Source organism: Halopseudomonas sp. SMJS2, from assembly GCF_029866945.1.
Taxonomy (GTDB): domain Bacteria; phylum Pseudomonadota; class Gammaproteobacteria; order Pseudomonadales; family Pseudomonadaceae; genus Halopseudomonas; species Halopseudomonas bauzanensis.
The window spans coordinates 2,770,460-2,793,341 of sequence record NZ_CP123445.1; the positions used below are offsets into that span (position 1 = coordinate 2,770,460).

A 22,882-nucleotide genomic window follows, 5' to 3' on the forward strand; every position below is an offset into this window, starting at 1 on the left:
CTCAAATAAAAGAACCCCGCCAGCTGGCAGGGTTCTAGAATTAATATCCAACTAACGGATATTAAGCACCTGCGGGGCAACCAGCGGGAGCATAGCGCGCTTCAACAGTAGTACCGCATTCCCAACTACCGTTTTCATCACGGGTCCAAGTCAGGGTATCCTCGGTCAAAGTCGCTGCTGCATTGTTGCCAAATGTAGCTACAATAGTAGACTCTTCTGCGCCGATTACTACAGTCAAGCCATCTTGCTCGTTATAACCAGCGTTCTCTGCGGTACCTTCTTCACCAATGATATTGCTTACAGTCCAACCCAGCTCGCAGTCGTTTACGTCTACTTTACCTTCCAGCAAGCAGGTCTCCACAACAGTCTTCAAGGAGCCAGTTTCAGCCATAACACGGCTGACCTGAGACTTGGCAACATAGGTCTGATACTGCGGAATAGCGATGGCAGCCAGAATACCAATGATCGCAACCACGATCATCAGTTCAATAAGAGTAAAACCTTTCTGCATTTGAGCTTTCATTTCTCAACTCCATTTGTATGTGAGATAGCCGTTGGGCTGGTGGGGCTATTGCAGATTGTGTGCCAGAGTGAGTTGGCTTGGGGTTTTAAGGTGGAAGATGGGGCGGAGGCAGGGGCGTTTGCGAGGTGGGTAATTGCCGCGGGGCACCGCTCCTACGAGGTTGGAGGATAGAGCTTAGAGTAGGGGTTGTTCGCGGCCGAGGCCGCTCCCACTCGCAAAAGCACGCTACTAGCTGGCCATCAGCAGCTGATAGTTGGCGTGGATTGGCGGAAGGTGACGATTTTTGTCAGGTGTAGCGAGGACTACGTTGCACATTTGATCGCTGCACTTTTGGTGTGTCAGCGCGGTGCTGTACTATAGGCTGACTGTCTCATTACGTACCGGGAAGACTATATGGATACCCCCGCTCTCTCCGGCCTGGCCCGGCGGATTGTTCAGGAAGAACTGCTGGATGCGCAGGCGGCTGGCAAGGCCAGTCAACAGGCCAGCCAGGACAAGATTCCCCTCATTACTTATCTGGTGCAGAACAAGCTGGCCAAGGCGCGTGACCTGGCCATGGTATGTGCCGAGGAGTTCGGCTACCCCTATCTGGACCTGACTGCACTGGACCGCGACAGCCAGCCGGAGGTCAGCCTGGTTAGCGAGAAACTGGTCCGCCAACATTGCGTGATGCCCTTGTATAAGCGCGGTTCGCGACTGTATTTGGCGCTGTCCGATCCGACCAATCAGCAGGCACTGAGCGATATCCAATTTAATACTGGTTTGATGACCGATGCGGTGATTGTCGAGGATGACAAGCTGCGCACGGCCATTGACAAGTACTTGGAGAGCGCGACCGGTGGCCTGGGCGATATGGACGATGGCGACCTTGATAGCCTTGAAGTTGAAAGCGCTGCCGATGACGATAAGCGCAAGGATGCGGCTGGCGACACGGAAGACGCACCCGTGGTGCGCTTCGTCAACAAGATGCTGTTGGATGCGGTGAAGAAAGGCTCCTCGGACTTGCACTTCGAGCCCTACGAGAAGACCTACCGGGTGCGTTTTCGTACCGACGGCGTGTTGCATGAGGTATCCAAACCGCCGGTGCAATTGGGGGTGAAGATTGCTGCGCGTTTGAAGGTTATGTCTTCGATGGACCTGGCCGAACGTCGCAAGCCACAGGATGGTCGCATCAAGCTGAAGATCTCCAAGAACAAGGCCATCGACTTCCGGGTCAACACCCTGCCGACGCTGTGGGGCGAGAAAGTGGTGCTGCGTATTCTCGATGCGGACAGTGCCAAGATGGGTATTGATGCGCTGGGTTATGAGGATGACCAGAAGCAGATGTATCTGGATGCGCTGAGTAAGCCCCAGGGCATGATTTTGGTCACCGGCCCAACCGGCTCCGGTAAGACGGTGTCGCTGTATACCGGTCTGAACATTCTCAACACCATGGAGCGCAATATCTCCACCGCAGAAGACCCGGTGGAGATCAACCTAGAGGGGATCAACCAGGTCAACGTGAATCCCAAGCAGGGACTGGATTTTGCCCAGGCTCTGCGTGCCTTCCTGCGCCAGGATCCGGACATCATCATGGTCGGTGAGATTCGTGACCTGGAGACGGCCGAGATTGCCATCAAGGCGGCGCAGACCGGTCACATGGTCATGTCCACTCTGCACACCAACAGCGCGGCAGAAACCCTTACCCGCCTGCGCAACATGGGTGTGGCCTCATTCAATATCGCCACCTCGGTAAACCTGATCATTGCTCAGCGCCTGGCGCGGCGGCTGTGTTCACACTGCAAGAAGCCGATGGATATTCCCCGCGAGACGCTGCGCGAGGAAGGCTACTCTGAAGAAAAAATTGCTAGCGGGTTAACGATTTACGGGCCGGTGGGTTGCGAAAATTGTCAGGACGGTTATAAAGGGCGTGTCGGGATTTATGAAGTGGTCAGAATCACGCCGGCCATCCAGCGCATCATCATGGAAGACGGTAACTCCATGCAGATTTCCGACGTAGCCCAGAATGAAGGATTCAGAAGCTTGCGCCAATCCGCGCTGATGAAGGCGGAACAGGGTGTCACCAGCCTGGCGGAAGTGAACCGAGTGACCAAGGATTAAGTCATGGCCCAGCAAGCAGCAGTGAAAAGGACCAGGCCGGTCGCGAAACCCGCGAAGAAAGCCAAGGTTGAGAAGGTCTACCCGTTCAAGTGGGAAGGCAAGGATCGCAAGGGCGTCAAGCTGTCCGGTGAGATACAGGGCACTAACCAGGCTCTGGTGAAAGCGCAACTGCGCAAGCAAGGCGTGCTGGTCACCAAGATCCACAAGAAGTCCTCCCTGTTCGGCCCGCGCGCCAAGAAGATCAAGCCGCTGGATATTGCCTTCTTCACTCGCCAATTGGCGACCATGATGGCGTCGGGCGTGCCCATTGTGCAGGCGTTCGAGATTATTGCCGAGGGCGCTGCCAACCCCAATTTCGCCAAGCTGATCAACGAGATCAAGACCGATGTGGCCTCGGGTAATACCCTGGCGGCGTCATTGGCCAAGCATCCGCAATACTTCGACGATCTGTTCTGCAACCTGGTGGAGTCCGGCGAACAATCGGGCCGGCTGGAATCGCTGCTGGACCGTATCGCTACCTATAAGGAAAAGACCGAGGCGCTGAAGGCCAAGATCAAGAAGGCTATGACCTACCCCATCGCGGTGGTAGTGGTGGCGGTGATCGTGACGGCGATCCTGTTGCTCAAGGTGGTGCCGCAGTTCAAGGACGTGTTCTCCAGCTTCGGTGCCGATCTTCCGGCCTTTACGCTGATGGTGATCGGTTTATCGGAATGGCTGCAGTCATGGTGGTTCATCATATTGGTCGGACTGATACTGCTGGGGTTGGGCTATCGTCAGGCCCATCGACGCTCCAAGCCATTCCGTGATGCCCAAGATCGGACCCTGCTCAAGGTACCGATCGTGGGGCAGATCATCTATGAAGCGGCAGTAGCCCGTTATGCACGCACTCTGTCCACCACCTTCGCGGCCGGTGTACCGCTGGTACAGGCACTGGACTCCGTGGCCGGGGCGGCGGGCAACGTGGTGTTCTACAACGCCGTAAACAATATCAAGCAGGATGTATCTGCCGGTACCCAGCTCAACTTCGCCATGCGTACCACCAATGTGTTTCCCACCTTGGCTGTACAGATGGCCGGTATTGGTGAGGAGTCGGGTAACCTCGACGGCATGCTGGAGAAGGTGGCGGACTTCTACGAAGCCGAAGTGGACAACAAGGTGGACAACCTCACTACCCTGCTCGAACCGATGATCATGTCGGTGCTGGGTGTGCTGATTGGTGGTCTGATCATTGCCATGTACTTGCCAATCTTCCAGCTGGGCGCCGTTGTCTGAACCATGACCTTACTTGATTATTTGGCCAGCCAGCTGCTGGCCTTTGTTGTAGTCGCTGGGCTGCTGGGATTGGTAGTTGGCAGCTTTCTCAATGTGGTGATTCATCGCTTGCCGAAGATGATGGAGCGCGACTGGCTGCAACAGGCCCGGGAGATGTTGCATCCGGAGCAGCCACAGACCGAGCAGCCGGTGTACAACCTGGTGCTGCCTCATTCCCACTGTCCGCATTGCCAGACCGAGATCAAACCCTGGCAGAATCTGCCGTTGATCAGCTATGCGCTGTTGCGTGGCCGCTGCGGCAGTTGCCGGGAGCGTATCAGTCCGCGCTATCCACTGGTCGAGCTGCTCACCGCCGTGCTGAGTATCGCGGTAGCCTGGCAATTCGGCTTCGGCTGGCCGGCCGCCGGGATGCTACTGCTGACCTGGACGCTGATTGCCCTCAGCCTGATCGATGCCGATACCCAATTGCTGCCGGATGCCATTGTGCTGCCGATGTTGTGGCTGGGGTTGATTGCCAATAGCTTCGGGTTGTTCACCGATATGCATTCGGCGCTCCGGGGCGCAGTGTTCGGCTATCTTAGCCTGTGGTCGGTGTATTGGCTGTTCAAACTGATCACCGGCAAGGAAGGCATGGGCTATGGCGACTTCAAGCTACTGGCGATGCTCGGAGCCTGGGGTGGTTGGCAGGTGTTGCCGTTGACCATCTTGCTGTCCTCGCTGGTGGGTGCGATTCTCGGGATCATTATTCTGAAGACTCGCGGCGACTCGAATTCCACCCCCCTGCCCTTCGGACCTTATTTGGCCATTGCCGGGTGGATTGCGATTATCTGGGGGGATTGGATTACTGGAACGTATTTGCGGTTTGCGGGGTTTTGAATCGCGGCCGGGTTCCATCCCGGCCAGCGGTGATTCAGGCGGCTTTGCTGGTCGAGCTGATGCTCGACCCTCCCAGGTAAACCGGTGGCGGGGGGCTGGCTTGCCCGCGAATGGGCTGGATGGAAAGGCTTCGCGGCCGAGGTCGCGCTCACAAACACCTTGCTGGTGCCGGAACTAGCCTGGCTCCGCTTGGAGTCTAGATCTTCTCATAGCCCCCCTTCCTCTGACCGGTCCACAGACCCATCCAATCTACGTATACTGGGCGCCTTCGATATAGACGCAAGGCGCTGATATTGCCATGAGCATCTCTAACCCCTTCATCATCGGTCTCACCGGCGGCATCGGCAGCGGCAAGAGCGCGGCAGCGGCGCGGTTTGCCGAGGCGCATGATATTCATGTGGTGGACGCTGATATCAAGTCGCGGGTGGTGGTGGAGCCAGGTCGGCCGGCACTGCAGCAGATTGTCGACCGTTTTGGTGATGCGGTACTCCAGCCTGACGGTTCGTTGAATCGAGCAGCCCTGCGCGAGCGGGTTTTTCAGATACCCGACGAGCGCCGCTGGCTGGAGCAGTTGTTGCACCCGCTGATCCGTGAGGAGATCGTCCGTGATCTGACCTCTGCCGAGTCGCCTTATGCGCTACTGGTGTCACCGCTGCTGGTGGAGTCAGGGCAGTATCAGATGACCCAACGAGTGCTGGTAGTCGATGTGCCCGAGGCGCTGCAGATCGCCCGCACCACGGCCCGTGACAAGGTGCCAGAGGAGCAGGTGCGCGCCATTCTCCGGGCCCAGGCGCAACGTGAAGACCGGTTGCGCCACGCTGATGACGTCATCACCAATGACCAGGACCTGGCGGCGCTGCACCGCCAGGTTGATCAATTGCACCAGTTCTATCTGGCGCTGAGTACAGGAGCCAAGCCATGACCACTACTGTTGAATGCCCTACCTGCAAGGCCCCCGTCACCTGGGACGAAAGCTCTCCGGACCGCCCGTTCTGCTCCCCCCGCTGCCGCCTGATCGATCTGGGCGCCTGGGCGGCCGAGGAACATGTGATCCCCGGCGATGAGCTGGAGCAGGATCTGTTTTCTGAAGACTTCCCCAAGCAGTAGTTTTACCCTCCACGACGAATCCGAGAATTCCATGCGCCGTGTCCATGTCATCGCCGCCGCCATCCGTGACGCACAGAACCGTATTCTGATTGCCAAGCGTCCCGACCATGCACATCAGGGCGGGTTGTGGGAGTTTCCCGGTGGCAAGGTTGAGGAAGGCGAAACCCGCCGCGACGGGCTGGGGCGGGAGCTGCTGGAAGAGCTGGGCATTGCCGTTACCGAGGCCCGCCCGCTGCTGGATATTCGCCATGACTATCCCGACAAGTCAGTGCGACTGGATGTATGGCTGGTGACGGGGTTTGATGGCGAGGCCCACGGCGCTGAGGGGCAGCCGGTGCGCTGGGTGGCGGCTGCGGAGCTGGATGGGTATGCGTTTCCTGCCGCCAATGCGCCTATCGTGCGAGCGGCGCAGTTGCCGGAGCAGTATCTGATTACCCCCGATGTGGCGGACGAGGCGGAGCTGTTTTCTGGGCTGGAACGGGCTCGGGACGCGGGTATCAAAATGGTGCAATTGCGGCAGACCGGGCTGGACGACGCGGCGTATCGGGCATTGGCACAGCGAGTGTTGGAAAAGTTTGGCGGCGACTTTCAGTGGATGCTGAAAGGCGATACGTCACCTGTATGGCCGGGTGCCGGCTGGCACCTGACCAGTCGACAATTGCGTACGATGTGGACCAGGCAAACTCAGGGGCAGCCCACGGCTACCATCGGCTCGATACAGAACGAAGTTGTTGCTGGTTCTCCGGAAGGAGCGGCACCCTCGCCGCGGTCGCCTTTGCAGGGCTCCAGCAAACCGGACTCCCTGAGCCCCCGAGCCCTACTCGCCGCCTCCTGCCACAACGCGGAAGAGTTGAAGATGGCCGCCGATCTAGGAGTCGATTTTGTGACGCTCTCCCCCATCAACTCTACCGCCAGCCATCCTGATGCCCAACCCCTGGGCTGGGAGCGCGCCAGAGAGCTGATCGACTCGGTGAACATACCTGTGTACTTACTGGGTGGGTTGTCGGCTGACGAGCTGCCGGATGCCTTCGAGGCAGGGGCTCAGGGCATAGCGGGGATACGGCAGCTCTGGGGATGAAGTCGGGGCGTCGCGCGGGTGCGCGACAACCCGAAACCGTCAGGTAATTTCCACTACCCGCAGTTCCTTGGGCATGCTGAAGACGATATTCTCTTCCCGGCCGTCCAGCTCCTGCACGCCGGTGGCGCCGCTGTCGCGCAGGTGTTGAATAACCTGCTGCACCAGCACATCGGGGGCGGAGGCGCCGGCGGTGACGCCGATGTTGGTAACGCCTTCTAGCCATTCCGGGAGGATTTCGTCGGCGCCATCGATCAGGTAGGCAGGTGTACCCATACGATCCGACAGCTCACGCAGGCGGTTGGAGTTGGAGCTGTTGGGGCTGCCGACCACCAATACCAGATCACACTCACCGGCCAGCTGCTTGACCGCATCCTGGCGGTTCTGGGTGGCGTAGCAGATGTCGTCCTTGCGCGGGCCTTCGATAGCCGGGAAATGCTTGCGCAGGGCGTCGATGACACGTGCGGTGTCGTCCATGGATAGCGTGGTCTGAGTGACGAAGGCCAGGCGCGAGGGATCTTTCACTTGCAGCCGGGCGACATCGTCCTCGTTTTCCACCAGATAGATAGCGCCACCGTTGCTGCCATCGTACTGCCCCATGGTGCCTTCCACTTCCGGATGCCCGGCGTGGCCGATAAGGATGCATTCGCGGCCATCACGGCTGTAGCGCACCACTTCCATATGCACCTTGGTCACCAGCGGGCAGGTGGCGTCGAACACTTTCAGACCGCGGGCATCAGCGTCGTCACGCACGGCCTTGGATACACCGTGGGCGCTGAAGATGACGATGACGTCGTCGGGAATCTCATCCAGCTCATCGACAAAGACCGCACCGCGGTTACGCAGGTCCTCGACGACAAATTTGTTATGCACCACTTCATGGCGCACATAGATCGGTGGGCCGAATACTTCCAGCGCGCGGTTGACGATTTCGATGGCGCGGTCGACACCGGCACAGAAGCCGCGCGGATTGGCCAGTTTGATCTGCATGGGAAGCCTCGATTGAGTCATGGTCAATGGCGGCTCAGGCCGCCTTCACCTCGATGATTTCCACCTCGAAGGTGATGACCTTGCCAGCCAGCGGGTGGTTGAAGTCCACTTCTACCACAGTATCGTGAATGGTCTTGACCACGCCGGGCATTTCTCCGCCGGCGGCGTCCCGGAAGATGACCAGCAAGCCGGGCTCCAGTTCCATTTCGCTGAACTGGTCGCGGGGCACGGTCTGGATGTTCTGTGGGTTGCCGGGGCCAAAGCCACGCTCGGGCTCAACTTCAAAGCTGCGCTTGTCGCCGGCCTTGAGACCGAACAGGCTGGCTTCGAAGCCGGGCAGCAGGCTGCCGTCACCGACTTTGAAGGTGGCCGGAGCTTTGCCCACGGTGGAATCAACTACGTCGCCGCTGGGCAGTTTCAGGGTGAAGTGCAGAGTGACTTCAGTGTCGTGGTTGATGCGGATGTCGGTCATGTCTGTCTCAAATACGTTGAATGGCAGGGTATGGCTGCCGGAGAAACCCGGGCCCGCTTTGCGGACCAGCGCAGCGACAGCGCCGCTTCTGCAGGAGTCGGTCAGCTGTCCTTTTTCCCCGGCCGAAACATATCCAGAATCATCAGCGCCGCGCCTACGGTGATGGCGCTGTCAGCGATATTGAAGGCCGGGAAGAACCAGCTCTGCTGCCAATGCACCAGGATGAAATCCACCACATGGCCATGCACGATGCGATCGTACAAATTACCGAGCGCGCCGCCAAGAATCAGCGCCAGCGCCAGCGCTTCCAGCCATTTATCCCGGGCCAGACGCGACAACCAGACCAGCAGCATGATGCTTACGCCCACGGCAATGGCGATGAAAAACCAGCGCTGCCAGCCGCCGGCGTCCGACAGGAAGCTGAACGCAGCCCCGGTATTATAGGCCAGGGTGAAGCTGAACAGACCATCGATCACCGGAACCTGCTGGTACAGTCTCAGGCTGGACTCCGCCACCCACTTGGTCAGCAGGTCCAGCGCAATGACCACGACGCTGAGCCACAACCAGACCAGTCCGCTGCGACGCAGGTCAGGCATGCTTGCGCACCTCGCCCTGCCCTTCGATGTTCTCGACGCAGCGGCCGCAGATCTCGGGATGCGCAGCATGGCTACCCACGTCCGGTAGGAAATGCCAGCAACGGACGCACTTGCTGTGCCCTGATTTGACGATGCTCAGCTTCAGGCCGGATACCTCGGTGGCGACGGCACTGTCATCCGCGTCGGCCAGCGGCGCGATGCGCGCGGCGGAGGTGATCAGCACGAAGCGCAGCTCGTCGCCCAGCTTGTTCAGCGTAGCGCTGACCTGCTCGTCGGCGTACAGGGTAACTTCCGCCTGCAGATTACCGCCGAGAACCTTGGCGTTGCGCAGGTTTTCCAGTTCCTTGTTCACCGCGATCTTCACCGCCAGTACCTGCTCCCAGAAGGCCCGGTCCAGCTCAATGCCTGCCGGCAGCGCCGTCAGACCGTCATACCAGGTGTTGAGCATGACCGATTCGTTGCGTTCGCCCGGTAGGTACTGCCAAATTTCCTCGGCGGTAAAGGCCAGGATCGGCGCAATCCAGCGCACCAGCGCCTCGGCGATGTGGTACATGGCGGTCTGACAGGAGCGCCGTGCAGTGCTGTCGGCACCGGTGGTGTACTGGCGGTCCTTGATGATGTCCAGATAGAAACCGCCCAGCTCCTGCACGCAGAAGTTATGCACCTTCTGGTAGACGTTCCAGAACTTGTAGGTGTCGTAGGCTTCGCTGATTTCCTGTTGCAGCAGCAGCGCGCGATCCACGGCCCAGCGGTCCAGGTCGAGCATCTGCTCCGGGGGCAGAGCATGCTGCTTCGGGTCAAAACCGTTGAGGTTCGACAGCAAAAAGCGCGTGGTATTGCGGATGCGGCGATAGGCATCGGCGCTGCGTTGCAGGATCTGCTTGGAAACGGCCATTTCACCGGAGTAGTCGGTGGAGGACACCCACAGGCGCAGGATATCGGCACCCAGACTGTCGTTCACTTCCTGCGGGGCGACCACGTTGCCCAGCGACTTGGACATCTTGCGACCGTTCTCGTCAACCACGAAGCCGTGGGTCAGCAGGCCGCGGTACGGTGCGTGACCGTCGATGGCGCAAGCGGTCAGCAAGGATGAGTGGAACCAGCCGCGGTGCTGGTCGGAACCTTCCAGATAGAGGTCGGCACGCGGACCTTCTTCATGACCCATCGGGTGCGAGCCGCGCATCACGTGCCAGTGGGTGGTGCCGGAGTCGAACCACACGTCCAGGGTGTCGCTGATCTTGTCGTACTGGGCGGCTTCTTCGCCGAGCAGTTCGGCGGCGTCCAGCCTGAACCAGGCTTCGATGCCCTCTTGCTCGACACGCTTGGCCACTTCTTCCATCAGCTCGACGGTGCGCGGATGCAGCTCACCGCTTTCCTTGTGCAGGAAGAACGGGATCGGCACACCCCAGTTGCGCTGACGGGAGATACACCAGTCCGGCCGCCCGGCGATCATGCCGTGCAAGCGCGCCTGCCCCCAGGCGGGGACGAACTGGGTCTGCTCGATGGCGTCCAGGGCGCGACGGCGCAGGGAGCTGCCGTCGTTAACCACCTTGTCCATACCGACAAACCACTGGGCCGTGGCGCGGTAGATCAGCGGAGTCTTGTGGCGCCAGCAGTGCATGTAGCTGTGCTGGATCGGCTCGTGCTTGAGCAGCGCGCCGACTTCGTCGAGTTTGGCGACGATATTGGCGTTGGCCTTCCAGATGAACTGGCCGCCGAAGAACGGCAGGTCACTGACATAGACGCCATTGCTCTGCACCGGGGTGAGAATGTCGTCATTCTCCATGCCGTAATGCTTGCAGGTACGGAAGTCATCTTCACCGTAGGCCGGGGCCGAGTGGACGATACCAGTACCGGCGCCGGTCTCGACGTATTCCGCCAGGTACACCGGGGAGAAGCGCTCGTAGAACGGGTGGCGGAAGCGGATGTTTTCCAGCGCACGACCTTCGCACCGGGCAATGATCTCGCCCTGCTTGCCGTAACGCTGCAGGCTGGACTCGGCCAGTTCTTCGGCCAGTACCAGCAACTGATCGCCCGTATCGACCAGCGCATAGATGAAGTCAGGATGGACGTTCAGCGCCTGGTTGGCCGGGATGGTCCAGGGGGTGGTGGTCCAGATGACGATGCTGGCGGGCTTGGCCAGTGCCGCTACGCCAAAGGCAGCCGCCAGCTTGTCCGCATCTTCGACGACAAAAGCCACGTCGATGGCATCGGACTTCTTGTCCTGGTATTCCACCTCGGCTTCGGCCAGTGCCGAGCCACAGTCAAAGCACCAGTTGACCGGCTTCAGGCCCTTGAAGACGAAGCCGCCTTCGACCATCTTCGCCAGCGCACGGATCTCGCCCGCTTCGTTGGGGAACTCCATGGTCTTGTATGGATTATCCCAGTCGCCCAGCACACCCAGGCGGATGAAGTCATTTTTCTGGCCTTCGATCTGCTCAGCGGCATAATGGCGGCAGCGCTCGCGGGTCTGGTCCGCCGGCTGGTTTTTACCGAAGGTGGTCTCGACCTTGTGCTCGATCGGCAGGCCGTGGCAATCCCAACCCGGTACATAGGGCGCGTCGAAGCCGGACAGGGTGCGCGAGCGCACGATCATGTCCTTGATGATCTTGTTCACCGCGTGACCGATATGAATGCTGCCGTTGGCGTAGGGCGGGCCGTCGTGCAGCACGAACTGGGGACGGCCTTGGCTGACCTCGCGAATTCGCTGGTAGAGACCGATACTGTCCAGACGTTTCAGGGTTTCCGGCTCGCGGGCTGGCAGGCCGGCCTTCATCGGGAAATCTGTTGCGGGCAGGTTCAGCGTCGCTTTGTAATCAGTCATCTTGTCCTGGCTCACTTGTTCAATTCGGCGGCCCATTGGGCCCGTGCGGTGGCGAAATCAGCCTTGATGGCGGCCTGCAACTCGTCCAGCGAGTCGAACTTGCGTTCGTCACGCAGTTTTTCATGAAATACCACGGTAATGCGGCGACCGTAGAGGTCACCGTCGAAATCCAGCAGATGGACTTCCAGATGCGCCTGGCCATCCCCGTTCACCGTAGGACGGGTGCCAATATTGGCGGCACCGAGGTGCCGTGTGCCGTCCAGCTCGACGCTGACCCGGTACACCCCGTTGAGCGGCGCACTGATGCGCTTGAGCTGCACATTGGCAGTCGGCGCGCCCAGGGTCCGGCCCAGCTTCTGGCCATGCAGTACTCGCCCGGTAATGCTGAACGGGCGACCCAACAGGCGCTCGGCCTGGGGGAAGTCTCCCTCCGCCAGAACCTGACGCACCCGGGTGCTGCTGATGCGCTCGCCACTTTCGGCCACGGTGCTGGCGGACTCGACGGTGAACCCCTGCTGCTGGCCACGCACCTGCAGCAAGGCAAAGTCACCAGCACGATCACAGCCGAAGCGGAAATCATCGCCCACTTCCAGGTGTTTTACGCCCAGCCCATCGATCAGCACCTGCTGGATGAATTCATCCGCGCTCAGCTCGCGCAGGCGGCGATTGAATGCCAGGCACAGTACTCGGTCGACGCCCTGCTCTTCCAGCAGCGCGAGCTTGTCGCGCAGGCGGGTCAGGCGCGGCGGTGCGCTATGGGGGGCGAAATACTCCCTGGGCTGCGGCTCGAAGATCACCACGCAACCGGGCAACCCCAGACGCGCAGCATGACGACTCAGACGCTTGAGAATCGCCTGATGCCCGGCATGTACACCGTCGAAATTACCAATTGTTGCCACGCACCCACGATGATGGGGACGCAGATTGTGCAGGCCGCGGACCAGTTCCATAGCGCTCGTTATCGGCAGATGGGTCAAAGCCGGAAAGTATACAGGGTTAGGGGGTGCGGCGTCATCGGGGAGGGCTATGGACAATCATGGCTGAACCTTGCCCTGGCTGATTGCCGGGCCATTGCTGGCAGGAGCGGGTTTCCTGGGATTGTCGAGCACCAGCTCGACAACGGCGTCTCAGGCGCCATCGCAGGTCGAGCCGGTGCTCGACCGTCCCAGGGCTCGGCAGGATCAGCGCCGCAGGTGCCGCATCCGCAAACCGGTGGCCACCAACGTGGCCACAAACACCCCGATACCCGCCACCACCAGAATAGCCATCTGCCAGGCCTTCTGCTGCCAGCCCCAGGCAAACCACTGCTCCACCCCGGGCGCCAGCCACAACACTACTGCCGCCAGCGCCGCACAGGCCAACACCAGCCGAATGATGAACAGCGGCCAGCCCGGCTGCGGCTGGTAGATACCCGCCTGGCGCAATCCCCACCACAGCATGCCGGCATTGAGCAGCGCCGACAGCGAAGTCGCCAGCGCCAGACCAACGTGATCCAGCGGCCAGACCAGGATCAGGTTGAACACCATATTGGCGCCCATGCAGATCATGGCGATCTTGACCGGGGTCTTCATGTCCTGCCGGGCGAAATATCCAGGGGCCAGCACCTTGATCAGCATGAAGGTCATCACCCCTACGGCATAGGCCCGCAATGCATTGGCGGCCTGCACCACGTCACGCTCGGTCATGGCACCATAATGAAACAACGTGGCGATCAGCGGCTCGGCCAGCAGCAACAGCGCCAGGGCCGCCGGCACACCGACCAGCAGCACCATGCGCACCGCCCAGTCCAAAGTGGCAGCAAAGGCTTTCGGGTCTTCCCCGGCATGCTGGCGCGATAGCGCCGGCAGGATCACCGTTCCGATAGCGATGCCAAAGGCGCCCAGCGGCAACTCAGACAGCCGGTCGGCGTAATATAGCCAGGAGATACTGCCGGTCTGCAGGAAGGACGCCAGCACCGTATCCAATAGCAGGTTGATCTGGCTGACCGACACGCCGAACAGTGCCGGCACCATCAAGGTCATGATGCGCTTCACGCCTTCATGATGACGATCCGGGCGCGGCACCGGCAGCAGCTTGATCTGCGCCAGGAATGGCAACTGGAATAGCAACTGCGCCACCCCGGCAATGAATACACCCCAGGCCAGCGCCATGATCGGCTGGTCGAAATACGGCGTCATGAATAGCGTCGCACCAATCATGCACAGATTGAGCAGCACTGGCGTGAAAGCCGGCACGGCGAAACGACCGTAGCTGTTGAGGATCGAGCCGCATAACGCCGTCAGGGAAATCAGAAACAGATAGGGAAAGGTAATGCGCAGCATATCGGTGGCCAGCGCAAGCTTCTCCGTCTGACCATGAAAGCCCGGGGCAAACAAGGTGATCAATACCGGCGCCCCGGCCACCCCGAGCAGCGTAATGCCCGCCAGTGTCAGCCCCAATGTGCCCGTCACCCGGTTTACCAGATTCTGCACCTCGGCCAGGGTGAAACGTGCGCGATACTCCGATAACACCGGCACGAAGGCCTGAGCGAAGGCCCCTTCGGCGAATAACCGACGCAGGAAGTTGGGGATCTTGAAAGCGATGAAAAAGGCGTCCGCCTCGGACTGGGAGCCGAAATAGGCAGCTACCACCACATCCCGCACCATACCCAGCACACGGGACAGCATGGTCATGATGCTGACTACCAGGCCGGAGCGCAGCAGGCTGGGGGCCTTATCGGCAGGCTTAACCGGTGGAACAGTATCAGTCATGTATCACATCAATAGGTCTGGTTGGATAAGCAAGAAGCGACATCCACTACTCCGTCATTTTCGGCACTGGCCGGGAATGCAGCTTGTGGTCCGGCTCCGGCGTTCCGGAGGATCCTTCGCGGGCGACGGCGCAATAAAAGAGACATTGCGTTATCTATCATTCGAGGCCTGGAGTCGTCCTAAAGAGCGCGATGATAGCGCTAACCGGATATACTTGGACACTTCACTGCGCCAGCCCGGTATCGAATAGAGGACACTGAACAATTCAGCGGCCTCTCCCTTGACATTGGTCACGCTCTACGGCACAGTACGCGACCTTATTTATACCCTAATTCACTAGATTTTCTGAGGAGCAAGACGGTGGCCAACTCACCTCAAGCCAAGAAACGCGCCAAGCAGGCCGAGAAGCGCCGCAATCACAATGCAAGCCTGCGCTCCATGGTTCGTACCTACATCAAGAACGTGATCAAGGCTATCGACGCCAAAGATCTGGAAAAAGCACAAGCTGCCTACACTGCTGCCGTTCCGGTCATCGACCGCATGGCTGACAAGGGCATCATCAACAAGAACAAGGCCGCTCGTCACAAGAGCCGCCTGAACGCACACATCAAGGCCATGGCTACCGCCGCTTGATTCGCGTTCCGCGTTGATACAAAAACCGGCTCATTGAGCCGGTTTTTTTGTGCCTGGAATAAAAGAGCCCGCTCACCTACCGAAAAGCCGGCGATGCGGGCCTTGCGGCCCGCCAGATGCCTAGACCAATACCAGGTTGTCCCGATGGACCAGCTCCGGCTCATCAACATAGCCGAGCACACTGACAATTTCCTCGCTGGACCGACCAATGATGCGCATTGCTTCCTGCGCCCCATAGTTGACCAGTCCCCGGGCAACTTCTCGGCCATCCAGACCGGCGCAGACAACCATCTCGCCACGCCGGAAATTGCCCTCGACCGCCTTGACCCCCACCGGCAGCAGACTGGAACACCCTCCCTCCAAGGCCCGCACTGCGCCTTCGTCGAGAACCAGCCGCCCACGCGTCTGCAGATGCCCAGCCAGCCATTGCTTGCGCGCCGCCAGCATGCCTTTTTCGGGCAACAACAAGGTACCCAACTGCTCTCCCGCCTTCAGCCGGGCAACCACCTGTTTGATGCGACCACCAACAATAATGGTGCTGGCCCCGGAACGAGCCGCCAGCCGCGACGCGCGCAACTTGGTTTGCATCCCGCCACGACCCAGCGCACCGGCACTGCCGCCAGCCATGGCATCCAGCGTCGGATCATCTGCCATGGCCTGAGAAATCAGCTCAGCTTCAGGATTGCTGCGTGGGTCAGCGGTGTACAGGCCATCACGATCAGTAAGAATCACCAACAGATCAGCTTCAACCAGATTGGTTACCAGCGCACCCAGAGTATCGTTGTCACCAAAACGGATCTCGTCGGTAACAACGGTATCGTTTTCATTGATGACCGGGATCACCCCCAAGTCCAATAAGCCGCGCAGGGTGCTTCGAGCATTCAGATAGCGCTTGCGGTCGGACAGGTCATCATGGGTGACCAGCACCTGGGCAGTGGTCAGCCCGAACTCTTCAAAGCTGCTCTCCCAGGCCTGCACCAGATCCATCTGCCCTACCGCTGCGGCAGCCTGCAACTGATGGATGCTTTTCGGTCGCTCACTCCAACCCAGCCGGGTCATGCCCGCCGCTACGGCACCGGAGGACACCAGCACTACATCCACCCCACTTTCACGCAGGGCCGCCATCTGCTGCACCCACACGGCCATGGCCTGGCGATCCAGACCACGACCATCACCGGTCAGCAATGCACTGCCAATCTTGATCACCCAACGTCGGGCGGCAGTCACCTTGTCACGCATGCAATTTCAGCTCCGCTCAGCGAACGTAGATAATTTCCGGGCCATCTTCGCCATCTTCATCATCGTCGTCGAAATCCTCTTCGTCATCGGTGATGCCAGCCTTGCGCCGCGCCTTACGATCATCCAGCTCCTGGATATGCGCCCGCGCCTCATCTTCGATGCGCTGGTCCAGCTCGGCAACCTCAGCAGCATATTCCTCATCTTCCTGCATACGCAGCACGCGCTCATCCAGCCAGTTCATGACTGCCTTGGCCAGCTCCTGAGTGCCTTCGCGCTCAGCCGCGGAAATGACGAATACCGGACCTTCCCACTCCAGCCGCTCGACCACATCATCGAGAATCGCCTGCTGCTCGTCTTCCAGTAACTGATCGCACTTGTTCAGCACCAGCCAGCGCTCGCGCAGGGTCAGCGCCGGACTGAACTTGCCGAGCTCATGGATAATGGTCTCGATCGCTTCCACTGGATCGCTCTGATCCAGCGGTGCCATGTCCACCAGGTGCAACAGCAGCCGAGTGCGCGACAGGTGCTTGAGAAAACGCGTACCCAGCCCGGCGCCTTCGGCGGCACCGGCAATCACCCCGGGAATGTCGGCAATGACGAAACTGCGCAACTGACCCACGTCCACCACACCCAGATTGGGCACCATGGTGGTGAAGGGATAATCGGCGACCTTGGGCGTAGCCGCCGAGACCGAGCGGATGAAAGTACTCTTGCCCGCATTGGGCAGGCCCAGCAGACCGACGTCCGCCAACACCTTCAGCTCCAGCTTGAGATCGCGCAACTCACCCAGACTGCCGTTGGATGTCTGCCGGGGAGCGCGGTTGACGCTGGACTTGTAGCGCGTATTGCCCAGGCCATGGAAGCCGCCCTGAGCCACCAGCAGACGCTGGCCTGGCTCGGTCAGGTCGCCGATGATTTCCTGGGTGCCGGCATCGACCACAGTGGTACCCACGGGGACTGGCAGAACCATGTCTTCACCCTTGGCACCCGTGCAGTCGGAACCACGACCATTCTCACCACGCTTGGCGTTGAAGCGGCGGGTATAGCGATAATCGACCAGAGTGTTCAGGTTGGGATCGGCTTCCAGGAAGATGGAACCGCCATCACCGCCGTCGCCACCGTCAGGACCACCCTTGGGGATGAACTTCTCCCGCCGGAAACTCATGCACCCATTGCCGCCATCACCGGCCTTTACCGTGATGGATACTTCATCTACGAATTTCATTGCGCTCCCCCTGAAGGGGTTGATTGAGGGGCCATTGAACAAGCCCTAAGCTACAAACAAAAAAGCCCCGTCGCAAGACAGGGCTTTTTGAAACCGGGATGCTATCAGCCGGCTACGACACTTACGTAGCGACGGTTGAACTCACCCTTGACTTCAAACTTGATCACGCCGTCAGCCTTGGCGAACAGAGTGTGATCCTTGCCCATACCAACGTTCTTGCCGGCGTGGAACTCGGTGCCGCGCTGACGAACGATGATGTTGCCGGCAGTAGCCTGCTGGCCACCGTACAGTTTCACACCAAGTCGTTTGGCTTCTGAATCGCGACCGTTACGTGTGGAACCGCCTGCTTTTTTGTGTGCCATGAGTTTATCTCCTCAATGCTTAGGCAGAGATGCCGGTGATTTTGATTTCGGTGTACCACTGACGGTGGCCCTGACGCTTCATGTGGTGCTTACGACGACGGAACTTGATGATACGAACCTTCTCGCCACGACCATGAGCGCTGATTTCTGCAGTCACCTTGGCGCCATCAACAACCGGTGCACCGATAGTGACGTCGTCACCGTTACCAACCAGCAGTACGCGATCAAATTCGATAGTGGAACCGGTTTCGGCTTCCAGCTTCTCTACTCTCAGGAATTCGCCTTCGGCGACCTTGTACTGCTTACCACCAGTAACAATTACTGCGTACATGTTGCTTTCTCCGTAATCCTGCTCACCCGGCGCTTGGGAATAATGGTTAGTGGCCGGCATGGCTGCAAGTGAACCCGCCTATCGGGCCCGAGCTTGCCATTGTCAAAACAGGGATGCTGTAAATCGGGTTTTCAGGGGCGGGGATTCTACCGACTTATCCTGCGCAACGCAATGCGCGGGCGGCTGTTTATGCGTGCGACTGCGCAGACCGCGCCACTCGCTTTCTTGACAGCACGCTGGCCGCCGCCTAGCATGCCGCGCAACCCTTCTGAAAGCGTGCTGTAGATGACCACCCTGCCCTTTTACACTGCGGTCACTGATGACTTCGAAGCTGTAAACCAGTTGATCATGCGTCAACTGCATTCCCGCGTCCCGCTTGTTGAGAAAATCGGTAGCTACATCATCAGCGCCGGCGGCAAGCGATTGCGCCCTCTTGTGGTCTTGCTTGGCGCCCGCGCCTGCGGCCTGACCGACGAACGGCCACACACCCTGGCGGCGATCATCGAGTTCATGCATACCTCGACGCTGCTGCACGACGATGTGGTCGATACTTCCGACCTGCGCCGCGGCCGTTCCACTGCCAATGCTCTGTGGGGTAATGCTGCCAGCGTATTGGTAGGTGATTTCCTTTATTCGCGCTCTTTCGAATTGATGGTCGAACTCAATGACATGCGCATCATGCGCGTGTTGGCCGGCGCTACCAACGTGATTGCCGAAGGCGAAGTGTTGCAGCTGTCCAAGATTCGCGACGCCAGCACCGACGAAGCCACCTATATGGAAGTTATCCGCAGCAAGACTGCCATGCTGTTCGAGGCTTCCACCCATACCGCCGCCCTGCTCGCCGACGCACCGGCCGAACAAACCGAGGCGCTGCGCCGCTATGGGGACGCGCTGGGTATCGCTTTCCAGTTGATAGACGACCTACTGGACTACAACGGCGATGCCGAAGCCATGGGCAAGAACGTCGGCGACGACCTGGCCGAAGGCAAACCCACCCTGCCGCTGATCTACACCATGCGCGAAGGCACGCCGGAACAGGCCAGCCTGGTGCGCAAGGCGATCCAGAAAGGCGGAACCGACGACATCGCAGTTATCCGTGAAGCCGTGGAAAACAGTGGCGCCCTGGAATACACCGCCAATCTGGCGCGCCAGCATGCGGATGAGGCGATCAGCCTGCTGCAGACCCTGCCGCCGTCAGTCTACCGGGATGCGCTGGAGCAGCTGGCACGGTTTGCGGTAGATCGTCAGTTCTGATTTGAAGCAATCGCTCCAGCAGCAATCCGACCAGACCATCCAACACGGGGCAACCGCAAGGTCGCCCCGCTGAAACGCCTTACAAAACCTGGATCAACTCGATATCGAAGATCAGTGTGCTGTGCGGCGGGATGCTGCCGGCGGCACGCTCGCCGTAGGCCAGGTTGGAAGGAATATACAGACGCCATTTAGCCCCTTCCTGCATCAGTTGCAGCGCCTCTGTCCAGCCAGCGATCACACCACCCACCGGGAACTCGGCAGGCTGACCACGCTTGTAGGAGCTATCGAACACTTCGCCGCTGATCAGCGTGCCTTCGTAGTGGGTGCGCACAGTGGAGCTGGCGGTCGGCGTCGCGCCGTTACCGGCTTCGATCACTTCGTACTGCAGGCCGGACGGCAGTGTTACCACACCGTCGCGGGCGGCGTTGCGCTCGAGGAATTCCAGGCCAGCCTTGCCGGCGGCGCGAGCAGATTCCTCGGCCAGCGCCTGCATCTTACCCTGCAGCGTCTGGAAAGCCGCCTGCATGGCTGCTTCGTCAACCGGGCTGGCCTGCTGAGTGTAAGCATCCCGCACGCCGTCCATGACCAGCTCGATCACCAGATCGGGGATATTGCTCGACAGCAGCTGGTCGCCCATTTGACGGCCAATGCCGTAGCTCACACGCTGTTCGTCGGTTTCGAAAGTATTGCTCATGACGGCTCTCCGGAAAAATGACCGTAAAGCCTGACACAACGTTGGTAAAAATTCACCCTCTGCGCTGCCGAACCTTACCGCGACGACTGGCGGCCCAGCGGGTACCGACAATGCTGCGCTGGGCGATCGAATAGGCTAAAATGCCGCCCTTTTCGCCCCCAATCCCAACCGAGACCCCGTCATGCTGGATAAATTGTTCCAACTCAAAGCCCATGGCACCACTGTGCGCACCGAGATTATTGCCGGTGTCACCACCTTTCTGACCATGGCTTACATCATCTTCGTCAACCCGGTGATGATGGCGGATGCGGGCATTGATCCGGGTGCGGCCTTCGTTGCCACCTGCATCGCGGCCGCCATCGGCTCGCTGATCATGGGGTTGTGGGCCAACTATCCCATCGCCCTGGCACCGGGCATGGGGCTCAACGCCTTTTTCAGCTACACCGTGGTCGGTTCGATGGGCTACAGCTGGCAAGTGGCACTGGGGGCAGTGTTCATTTCCGGCTTTATTTTCTTCCTGCTGAGCATCTTCAAGATCCGCGAGTGGGTGATCAACAGCATCCCCCTGCCGCTACGCTCGGCCATCGCTGCGGGTATCGGCCTGTTCCTGGCCTTGATTGCCCTGAAGAGCGCCGGCATCGTGGTGGACAATCCAGCTACTCTGGTGGGCGCCGGCGACATGACGCAACCCGGGCCGCTGCTCGCTTCCCTGGGTTTTGCCGTCATCGTCGCACTGGCCTACCGCCGGGTGACCGGTGCGGTAATGATCGGCATCCTGCTGGTCACCCTCATCAGCCTGGCGCTGGGCCTGACCAGTGCTACGGGTTTCGTTTCCGCGCCGCCGAGCCTCACTCCCACCCTGCTGCAGCTGGATATCGCCGGCGCCATGGAAGTGGGCCTGATCAGCGTGATCTTCGCCTTTCTGTTCGTCGACCTGTTCGACACCTCAGGCACCCTCATCGGAGTAGCGCAAAAGGCTGGACTGGTGGATAAGGAAGGCAAGCTGCCGCGCCTGGGACGGGCATTGATGGCCGACAGCACCGCCACCATGGCCGGCTCCATGCTGGGTACGTCCACCACCACCAGTTATGTCGAATCCACCGCCGGCACCGCCGCCGGTGGCCGCACCGGTCTGACCGCTTGCGTGGTCGCCGCACTCTTCCTGCTGAGCCTGTTCCTTTCTCCGCTGGCTGGCGCCGTACCCGCCTTCGCTACCGCACCGGCACTGTTCTTCGTTGCCGTGTTGATGACCAGCGGCCTGGTGCAGGTCGACTGGGAAGACCTGACCGAAGCAGCGCCCGTGGTGGTAACCGCGCTGGTCATGCCGCTGACCTTCTCCATCGCCAACGGCATCGCCCTGGGTTTCATTTCTTGGACCGCGATCAAGCTGTTGTCTGGCCGCTGGCGTGAGCTGAATCCGAGCCTGTATATATTGTCGGCCCTGTTCATCGTCAAACTCGGGTTCTTCAGCTGATGGGTACGGCATTCGATCCCGCTGGCTATGACCAGCAGCTTGAGGAAAAGCGCCAGCGACTGATGTCGCTGCTGCAGCCCTTCGCCGCACCCGAGCCGGAGGTATTCACCTCACCGCGCGAACATTTTCGTCTGCGCGCAGAGTTTCGCCTGTGGTACGAGCAGGGCCAGCCCCACTACGCCATGTTCGAGCCGGGCGACAACCGCCGGCCGATCCTGATCGAGCAACTACCGATCGCCAGCAAACGCATCAACGAGCTGATGATGCCCTTGCTGGAAGCCTGCAAGGCCGATCCGCTGCTGGGCCGCAAGCTGTTCCAGATCGAGTTTCTCACCACGCTGACTGGTGAGGCCCTGGTCACTCTGTGCTACCACCGCCCCATTGATGAAGAATGGGATGCGGCAGCCACGGCCCTGGCGCAACAGCTGGATATTCTGTTGATTGGCCGCAGCCGCGGGCGCAAACGGGTGCTGCAGCGTGATCACGTGCTGGAGGCGCTGAGCGTCAACGACCGCACCTGGCATTACCAGCAGGCCGAAGGCGGCTTCACCCAGCCCAACGGCCAGGTTAACCAGCATATGCTCGCCTGGGCGCAGGAGGTGGCCGATGATAATGCCGATGATCTGCTGGAGCTCTATTGCGGCAACGGCAACTTCACCCTGCCGCTGTCCACCCGCTTTCGCCGGGTACTGGCGACCGAACTGTCAAAGAGCTCGGTGCGCTCGGCGCTGGAGAATATCGCCCTGAACCAGGTGGATAACGTCACCCTGGTGCGCCTGTCCAGCGAGGAAGTCACCCAGGCCTTGACCGGCGTGCGCGAGTTCCGGCGGCTGCAGGGTATCGACCTGAGCGGCTATGACTTCGGCACCGTATTCGTCGATCCGCCCCGCGCCGGACTGGACCCGGCCACCCTCGAACTGGTCAAGGGCTACCAGCGTATCCTGTATATCTCCTGCAACCCGCAGACCCTGGCGGCCAACCTGGACGAACTGCATGAGACGCACCGTGTCGTCCGCTGCGCCCTGTTCGACCAGTTCCCCTATACCCATCACATGGAATCGGGAGTGCTGCTGGAGCGCCGCTGA

Annotated in this window: 22 protein-coding genes; 10 read left to right on the forward strand and 12 right to left on the reverse strand. The window is 60.0% G+C overall.

The window, feature by feature from the left end; translation table 11 throughout:
• Positions 1 to 61 precede the first annotated feature (61 nt).
• Positions 62 to 523 carry a pilin gene (locus QAO71_RS13060; protein ID WP_280164636.1) on the reverse strand — a complete coding sequence of 154 codons (462 nt, stop codon included), beginning with the start codon at positions 521 to 523 and terminating at the stop codon, positions 62 to 64.
• A 393-nt stretch (positions 524 to 916) separates the two neighbouring features.
• On the opposite strand from QAO71_RS13060, the gene pilB reads away from it, so the two are divergent.
• The 6 genes from pilB (at position 917) to QAO71_RS13090 (ending at position 6,956) form a co-directional block, all read left to right on the forward strand.
• Complete coding sequence (gene pilB, locus QAO71_RS13065) at positions 917 to 2,623, forward strand: type IV-A pilus assembly ATPase PilB (protein ID WP_280164637.1); 1,707 nt, start codon at positions 917 to 919, stop codon at positions 2,621 to 2,623.
• A gap of 3 nt (positions 2,624 to 2,626) precedes the next feature.
• Positions 2,627 to 3,895, forward strand: coding sequence for a type II secretion system F family protein (locus QAO71_RS13070; RefSeq protein WP_280164638.1), 1,269 nt, complete (start codon positions 2,627 to 2,629; stop codon positions 3,893 to 3,895).
• A gap of 3 nt (positions 3,896 to 3,898) precedes the next feature.
• Positions 3,899 to 4,771, forward strand: coding sequence for an A24 family peptidase (locus QAO71_RS13075; RefSeq protein WP_280164639.1), 873 nt, complete (start codon positions 3,899 to 3,901; stop codon positions 4,769 to 4,771).
• A gap of 298 nt (positions 4,772 to 5,069) precedes the next feature.
• The gene (gene coaE / locus QAO71_RS13080) at positions 5,070 to 5,693 is read left to right on the forward strand and encodes a dephospho-CoA kinase (RefSeq protein WP_280164640.1); all 624 of its coding nucleotides are present in this window, start codon (positions 5,070 to 5,072) and stop codon (positions 5,691 to 5,693) included.
• Positions 5,690 to 5,878: a DNA gyrase inhibitor YacG gene (yacG, locus tag QAO71_RS13085; RefSeq protein WP_036988440.1), complete on the forward strand. Its 189-nt coding sequence runs from the start codon at positions 5,690 to 5,692 to the stop codon at positions 5,876 to 5,878. Before coaE ends, yacG begins: the two co-directional genes overlap by 4 nt.
• Positions 5,879 to 5,909: 31 nt before the next feature.
• Entirely contained in the window at positions 5,910 to 6,956 is a 1,047-nt protein-coding gene (locus QAO71_RS13090) for a Nudix family hydrolase (RefSeq protein ID WP_280164641.1), read from the forward strand.
• Between the two features lie 39 nt (positions 6,957 to 6,995).
• Here the strand turns inward: QAO71_RS13090 and ispH are convergent, their stop codons facing one another.
• The 6 genes from ispH to murJ form a co-directional block, all read right to left on the reverse strand.
• Positions 6,996 to 7,943: a 4-hydroxy-3-methylbut-2-enyl diphosphate reductase gene (gene ispH, locus QAO71_RS13095; protein WP_280164642.1), complete on the reverse strand. Its 948-nt coding sequence runs from the start codon at positions 7,941 to 7,943 to the stop codon at positions 6,996 to 6,998.
• 34 nt (positions 7,944 to 7,977) lie between these two features.
• Complete coding sequence (fkpB, locus tag QAO71_RS13100; protein WP_036990253.1) at positions 7,978 to 8,415, reverse strand: FKBP-type peptidyl-prolyl cis-trans isomerase; 438 nt, start codon at positions 8,413 to 8,415, stop codon at positions 7,978 to 7,980.
• A gap of 101 nt (positions 8,416 to 8,516) precedes the next feature.
• Positions 8,517 to 9,011 (reverse strand): signal peptidase II, encoded by a 495-nt coding sequence (lspA, locus tag QAO71_RS13105; protein ID WP_280164643.1) that lies wholly within the window; start codon positions 9,009 to 9,011, stop codon positions 8,517 to 8,519.
• Positions 9,004 to 11,835, reverse strand: a complete 2,832-nt coding sequence (ileS, locus tag QAO71_RS13110) for an isoleucine--tRNA ligase (protein ID WP_280164644.1) — start codon at positions 11,833 to 11,835, stop codon at positions 9,004 to 9,006. The genes lspA and ileS overlap by 8 nt, the downstream gene beginning before the upstream one ends.
• Positions 11,836 to 11,846: 11 nt before the next feature.
• A complete protein-coding gene (ribF, locus tag QAO71_RS13115) occupies positions 11,847 to 12,785 on the reverse strand; it encodes a bifunctional riboflavin kinase/FAD synthetase (RefSeq protein ID WP_280164645.1) in 939 nt (312 codons plus the stop codon).
• Between the two features lie 231 nt (positions 12,786 to 13,016).
• Entirely contained in the window at positions 13,017 to 14,585 is a 1,569-nt protein-coding gene (murJ, locus tag QAO71_RS13120) for a murein biosynthesis integral membrane protein MurJ (protein ID WP_280164646.1), read from the reverse strand.
• A gap of 360 nt (positions 14,586 to 14,945) precedes the next feature.
• Here murJ and rpsT point away from each other — a divergent pair, with 360 nt between their 5' ends.
• The gene (gene rpsT, locus QAO71_RS13125) at positions 14,946 to 15,218 is read left to right on the forward strand and encodes a 30S ribosomal protein S20 (protein ID WP_036989467.1); all 273 of its coding nucleotides are present in this window, start codon (positions 14,946 to 14,948) and stop codon (positions 15,216 to 15,218) included.
• A 120-nt stretch (positions 15,219 to 15,338) separates the two neighbouring features.
• Here rpsT and proB read toward each other — a convergent pair whose 3' ends face one another.
• The 4 genes from proB to rplU all read right to left on the reverse strand — a co-directional run bounded on the left by proB (position 15,339) and on the right by rplU (position 18,375).
• Complete coding sequence (gene proB / locus QAO71_RS13130; protein WP_036989466.1) at positions 15,339 to 16,457, reverse strand: glutamate 5-kinase; 1,119 nt, start codon at positions 16,455 to 16,457, stop codon at positions 15,339 to 15,341.
• A gap of 16 nt (positions 16,458 to 16,473) precedes the next feature.
• Positions 16,474 to 17,682 carry an Obg family GTPase CgtA gene (gene cgtA / locus QAO71_RS13135; protein WP_036989465.1) on the reverse strand — a complete coding sequence of 403 codons (1,209 nt, stop codon included), beginning with the start codon at positions 17,680 to 17,682 and terminating at the stop codon, positions 16,474 to 16,476.
• A gap of 104 nt (positions 17,683 to 17,786) precedes the next feature.
• On the reverse strand, positions 17,787 to 18,044 hold the full coding sequence (rpmA, locus tag QAO71_RS13140) for a 50S ribosomal protein L27 (RefSeq protein WP_036989464.1): 258 nt from the start codon (positions 18,042 to 18,044) through the stop codon (positions 17,787 to 17,789).
• A gap of 19 nt (positions 18,045 to 18,063) precedes the next feature.
• Positions 18,064 to 18,375 (reverse strand): 50S ribosomal protein L21, encoded by a 312-nt coding sequence (gene rplU / locus QAO71_RS13145; RefSeq protein ID WP_036989463.1) that lies wholly within the window; start codon positions 18,373 to 18,375, stop codon positions 18,064 to 18,066.
• A 285-nt stretch (positions 18,376 to 18,660) separates the two neighbouring features.
• Between rplU and QAO71_RS13150 the strand changes: the two genes are divergently transcribed.
• A complete protein-coding gene (locus tag QAO71_RS13150) occupies positions 18,661 to 19,629 on the forward strand; it encodes a polyprenyl synthetase family protein (protein ID WP_036989462.1) in 969 nt (322 codons plus the stop codon).
• A gap of 79 nt (positions 19,630 to 19,708) precedes the next feature.
• Here the strand turns inward: QAO71_RS13150 and QAO71_RS13155 are convergent, their stop codons facing one another.
• A complete protein-coding gene (locus QAO71_RS13155) occupies positions 19,709 to 20,323 on the reverse strand; it encodes an FKBP-type peptidyl-prolyl cis-trans isomerase (RefSeq protein ID WP_036989461.1) in 615 nt (204 codons plus the stop codon).
• A 181-nt stretch (positions 20,324 to 20,504) separates the two neighbouring features.
• Here QAO71_RS13155 and QAO71_RS13160 point away from each other — a divergent pair, with 181 nt between their 5' ends.
• Positions 20,505 to 21,797 (forward strand): NCS2 family permease, encoded by a 1,293-nt coding sequence (locus tag QAO71_RS13160; RefSeq protein ID WP_036989460.1) that lies wholly within the window; start codon positions 20,505 to 20,507, stop codon positions 21,795 to 21,797.
• Entirely contained in the window at positions 21,797 to 22,882 is a 1,086-nt protein-coding gene (gene trmA / locus QAO71_RS13165; RefSeq protein ID WP_280164647.1) for a tRNA (uridine(54)-C5)-methyltransferase TrmA, read from the forward strand. The genes QAO71_RS13160 and trmA overlap by 1 nt, the downstream gene beginning before the upstream one ends.

Coding starts and splice junctions, on each gene's coding strand:
- QAO71_RS13060 (WP_280164636.1), bottom strand. CDS start 523: ATGAAAGCTCAAATGCAGAAAGGTTTTACTCTTATTGAACTGATGATC.
- pilB (WP_280164637.1), top strand. CDS start 917: ATGGATACCCCCGCTCTCTCCGGCCTGGCCCGGCGGATTGTTCAGGAA.
- QAO71_RS13070 (WP_280164638.1), top strand. CDS start 2,627: ATGGCCCAGCAAGCAGCAGTGAAAAGGACCAGGCCGGTCGCGAAACCC.
- QAO71_RS13075 (WP_280164639.1), top strand. CDS start 3,899: ATGACCTTACTTGATTATTTGGCCAGCCAGCTGCTGGCCTTTGTTGTA.
- coaE (WP_280164640.1), top strand. CDS start 5,070: ATGAGCATCTCTAACCCCTTCATCATCGGTCTCACCGGCGGCATCGGC.
- yacG (WP_036988440.1), top strand. CDS start 5,690: ATGACCACTACTGTTGAATGCCCTACCTGCAAGGCCCCCGTCACCTGG.
- QAO71_RS13090 (WP_280164641.1), top strand. CDS start 5,910: ATGCGCCGTGTCCATGTCATCGCCGCCGCCATCCGTGACGCACAGAAC.
- ispH (WP_280164642.1), bottom strand. CDS start 7,943: ATGCAGATCAAACTGGCCAATCCGCGCGGCTTCTGTGCCGGTGTCGAC.
- fkpB (WP_036990253.1), bottom strand. CDS start 8,415: ATGACCGACATCCGCATCAACCACGACACTGAAGTCACTCTGCACTTC.
- lspA (WP_280164643.1), bottom strand. CDS start 9,011: ATGCCTGACCTGCGTCGCAGCGGACTGGTCTGGTTGTGGCTCAGCGTC.
- ileS (WP_280164644.1), bottom strand. CDS start 11,835: ATGACTGATTACAAAGCGACGCTGAACCTGCCCGCAACAGATTTCCCG.
- ribF (WP_280164645.1), bottom strand. CDS start 12,785: ATGGAACTGGTCCGCGGCCTGCACAATCTGCGTCCCCATCATCGTGGG.
- murJ (WP_280164646.1), bottom strand. CDS start 14,585: ATGACTGATACTGTTCCACCGGTTAAGCCTGCCGATAAGGCCCCCAGC.
- proB (WP_036989466.1), bottom strand. CDS start 16,457: ATGCGTGACAAGGTGACTGCCGCCCGACGTTGGGTGATCAAGATTGGC.
- cgtA (WP_036989465.1), bottom strand. CDS start 17,682: ATGAAATTCGTAGATGAAGTATCCATCACGGTAAAGGCCGGTGATGGC.
- rpmA (WP_036989464.1), bottom strand. CDS start 18,044: ATGGCACACAAAAAAGCAGGCGGTTCCACACGTAACGGTCGCGATTCA.
- rplU (WP_036989463.1), bottom strand. CDS start 18,375: ATGTACGCAGTAATTGTTACTGGTGGTAAGCAGTACAAGGTCGCCGAA.
- QAO71_RS13150 (WP_036989462.1), top strand. CDS start 18,661: ATGACCACCCTGCCCTTTTACACTGCGGTCACTGATGACTTCGAAGCT.
- QAO71_RS13155 (WP_036989461.1), bottom strand. CDS start 20,323: ATGAGCAATACTTTCGAAACCGACGAACAGCGTGTGAGCTACGGCATT.
- QAO71_RS13160 (WP_036989460.1), top strand. CDS start 20,505: ATGCTGGATAAATTGTTCCAACTCAAAGCCCATGGCACCACTGTGCGC.
- trmA (WP_280164647.1), top strand. CDS start 21,797: ATGGGTACGGCATTCGATCCCGCTGGCTATGACCAGCAGCTTGAGGAA.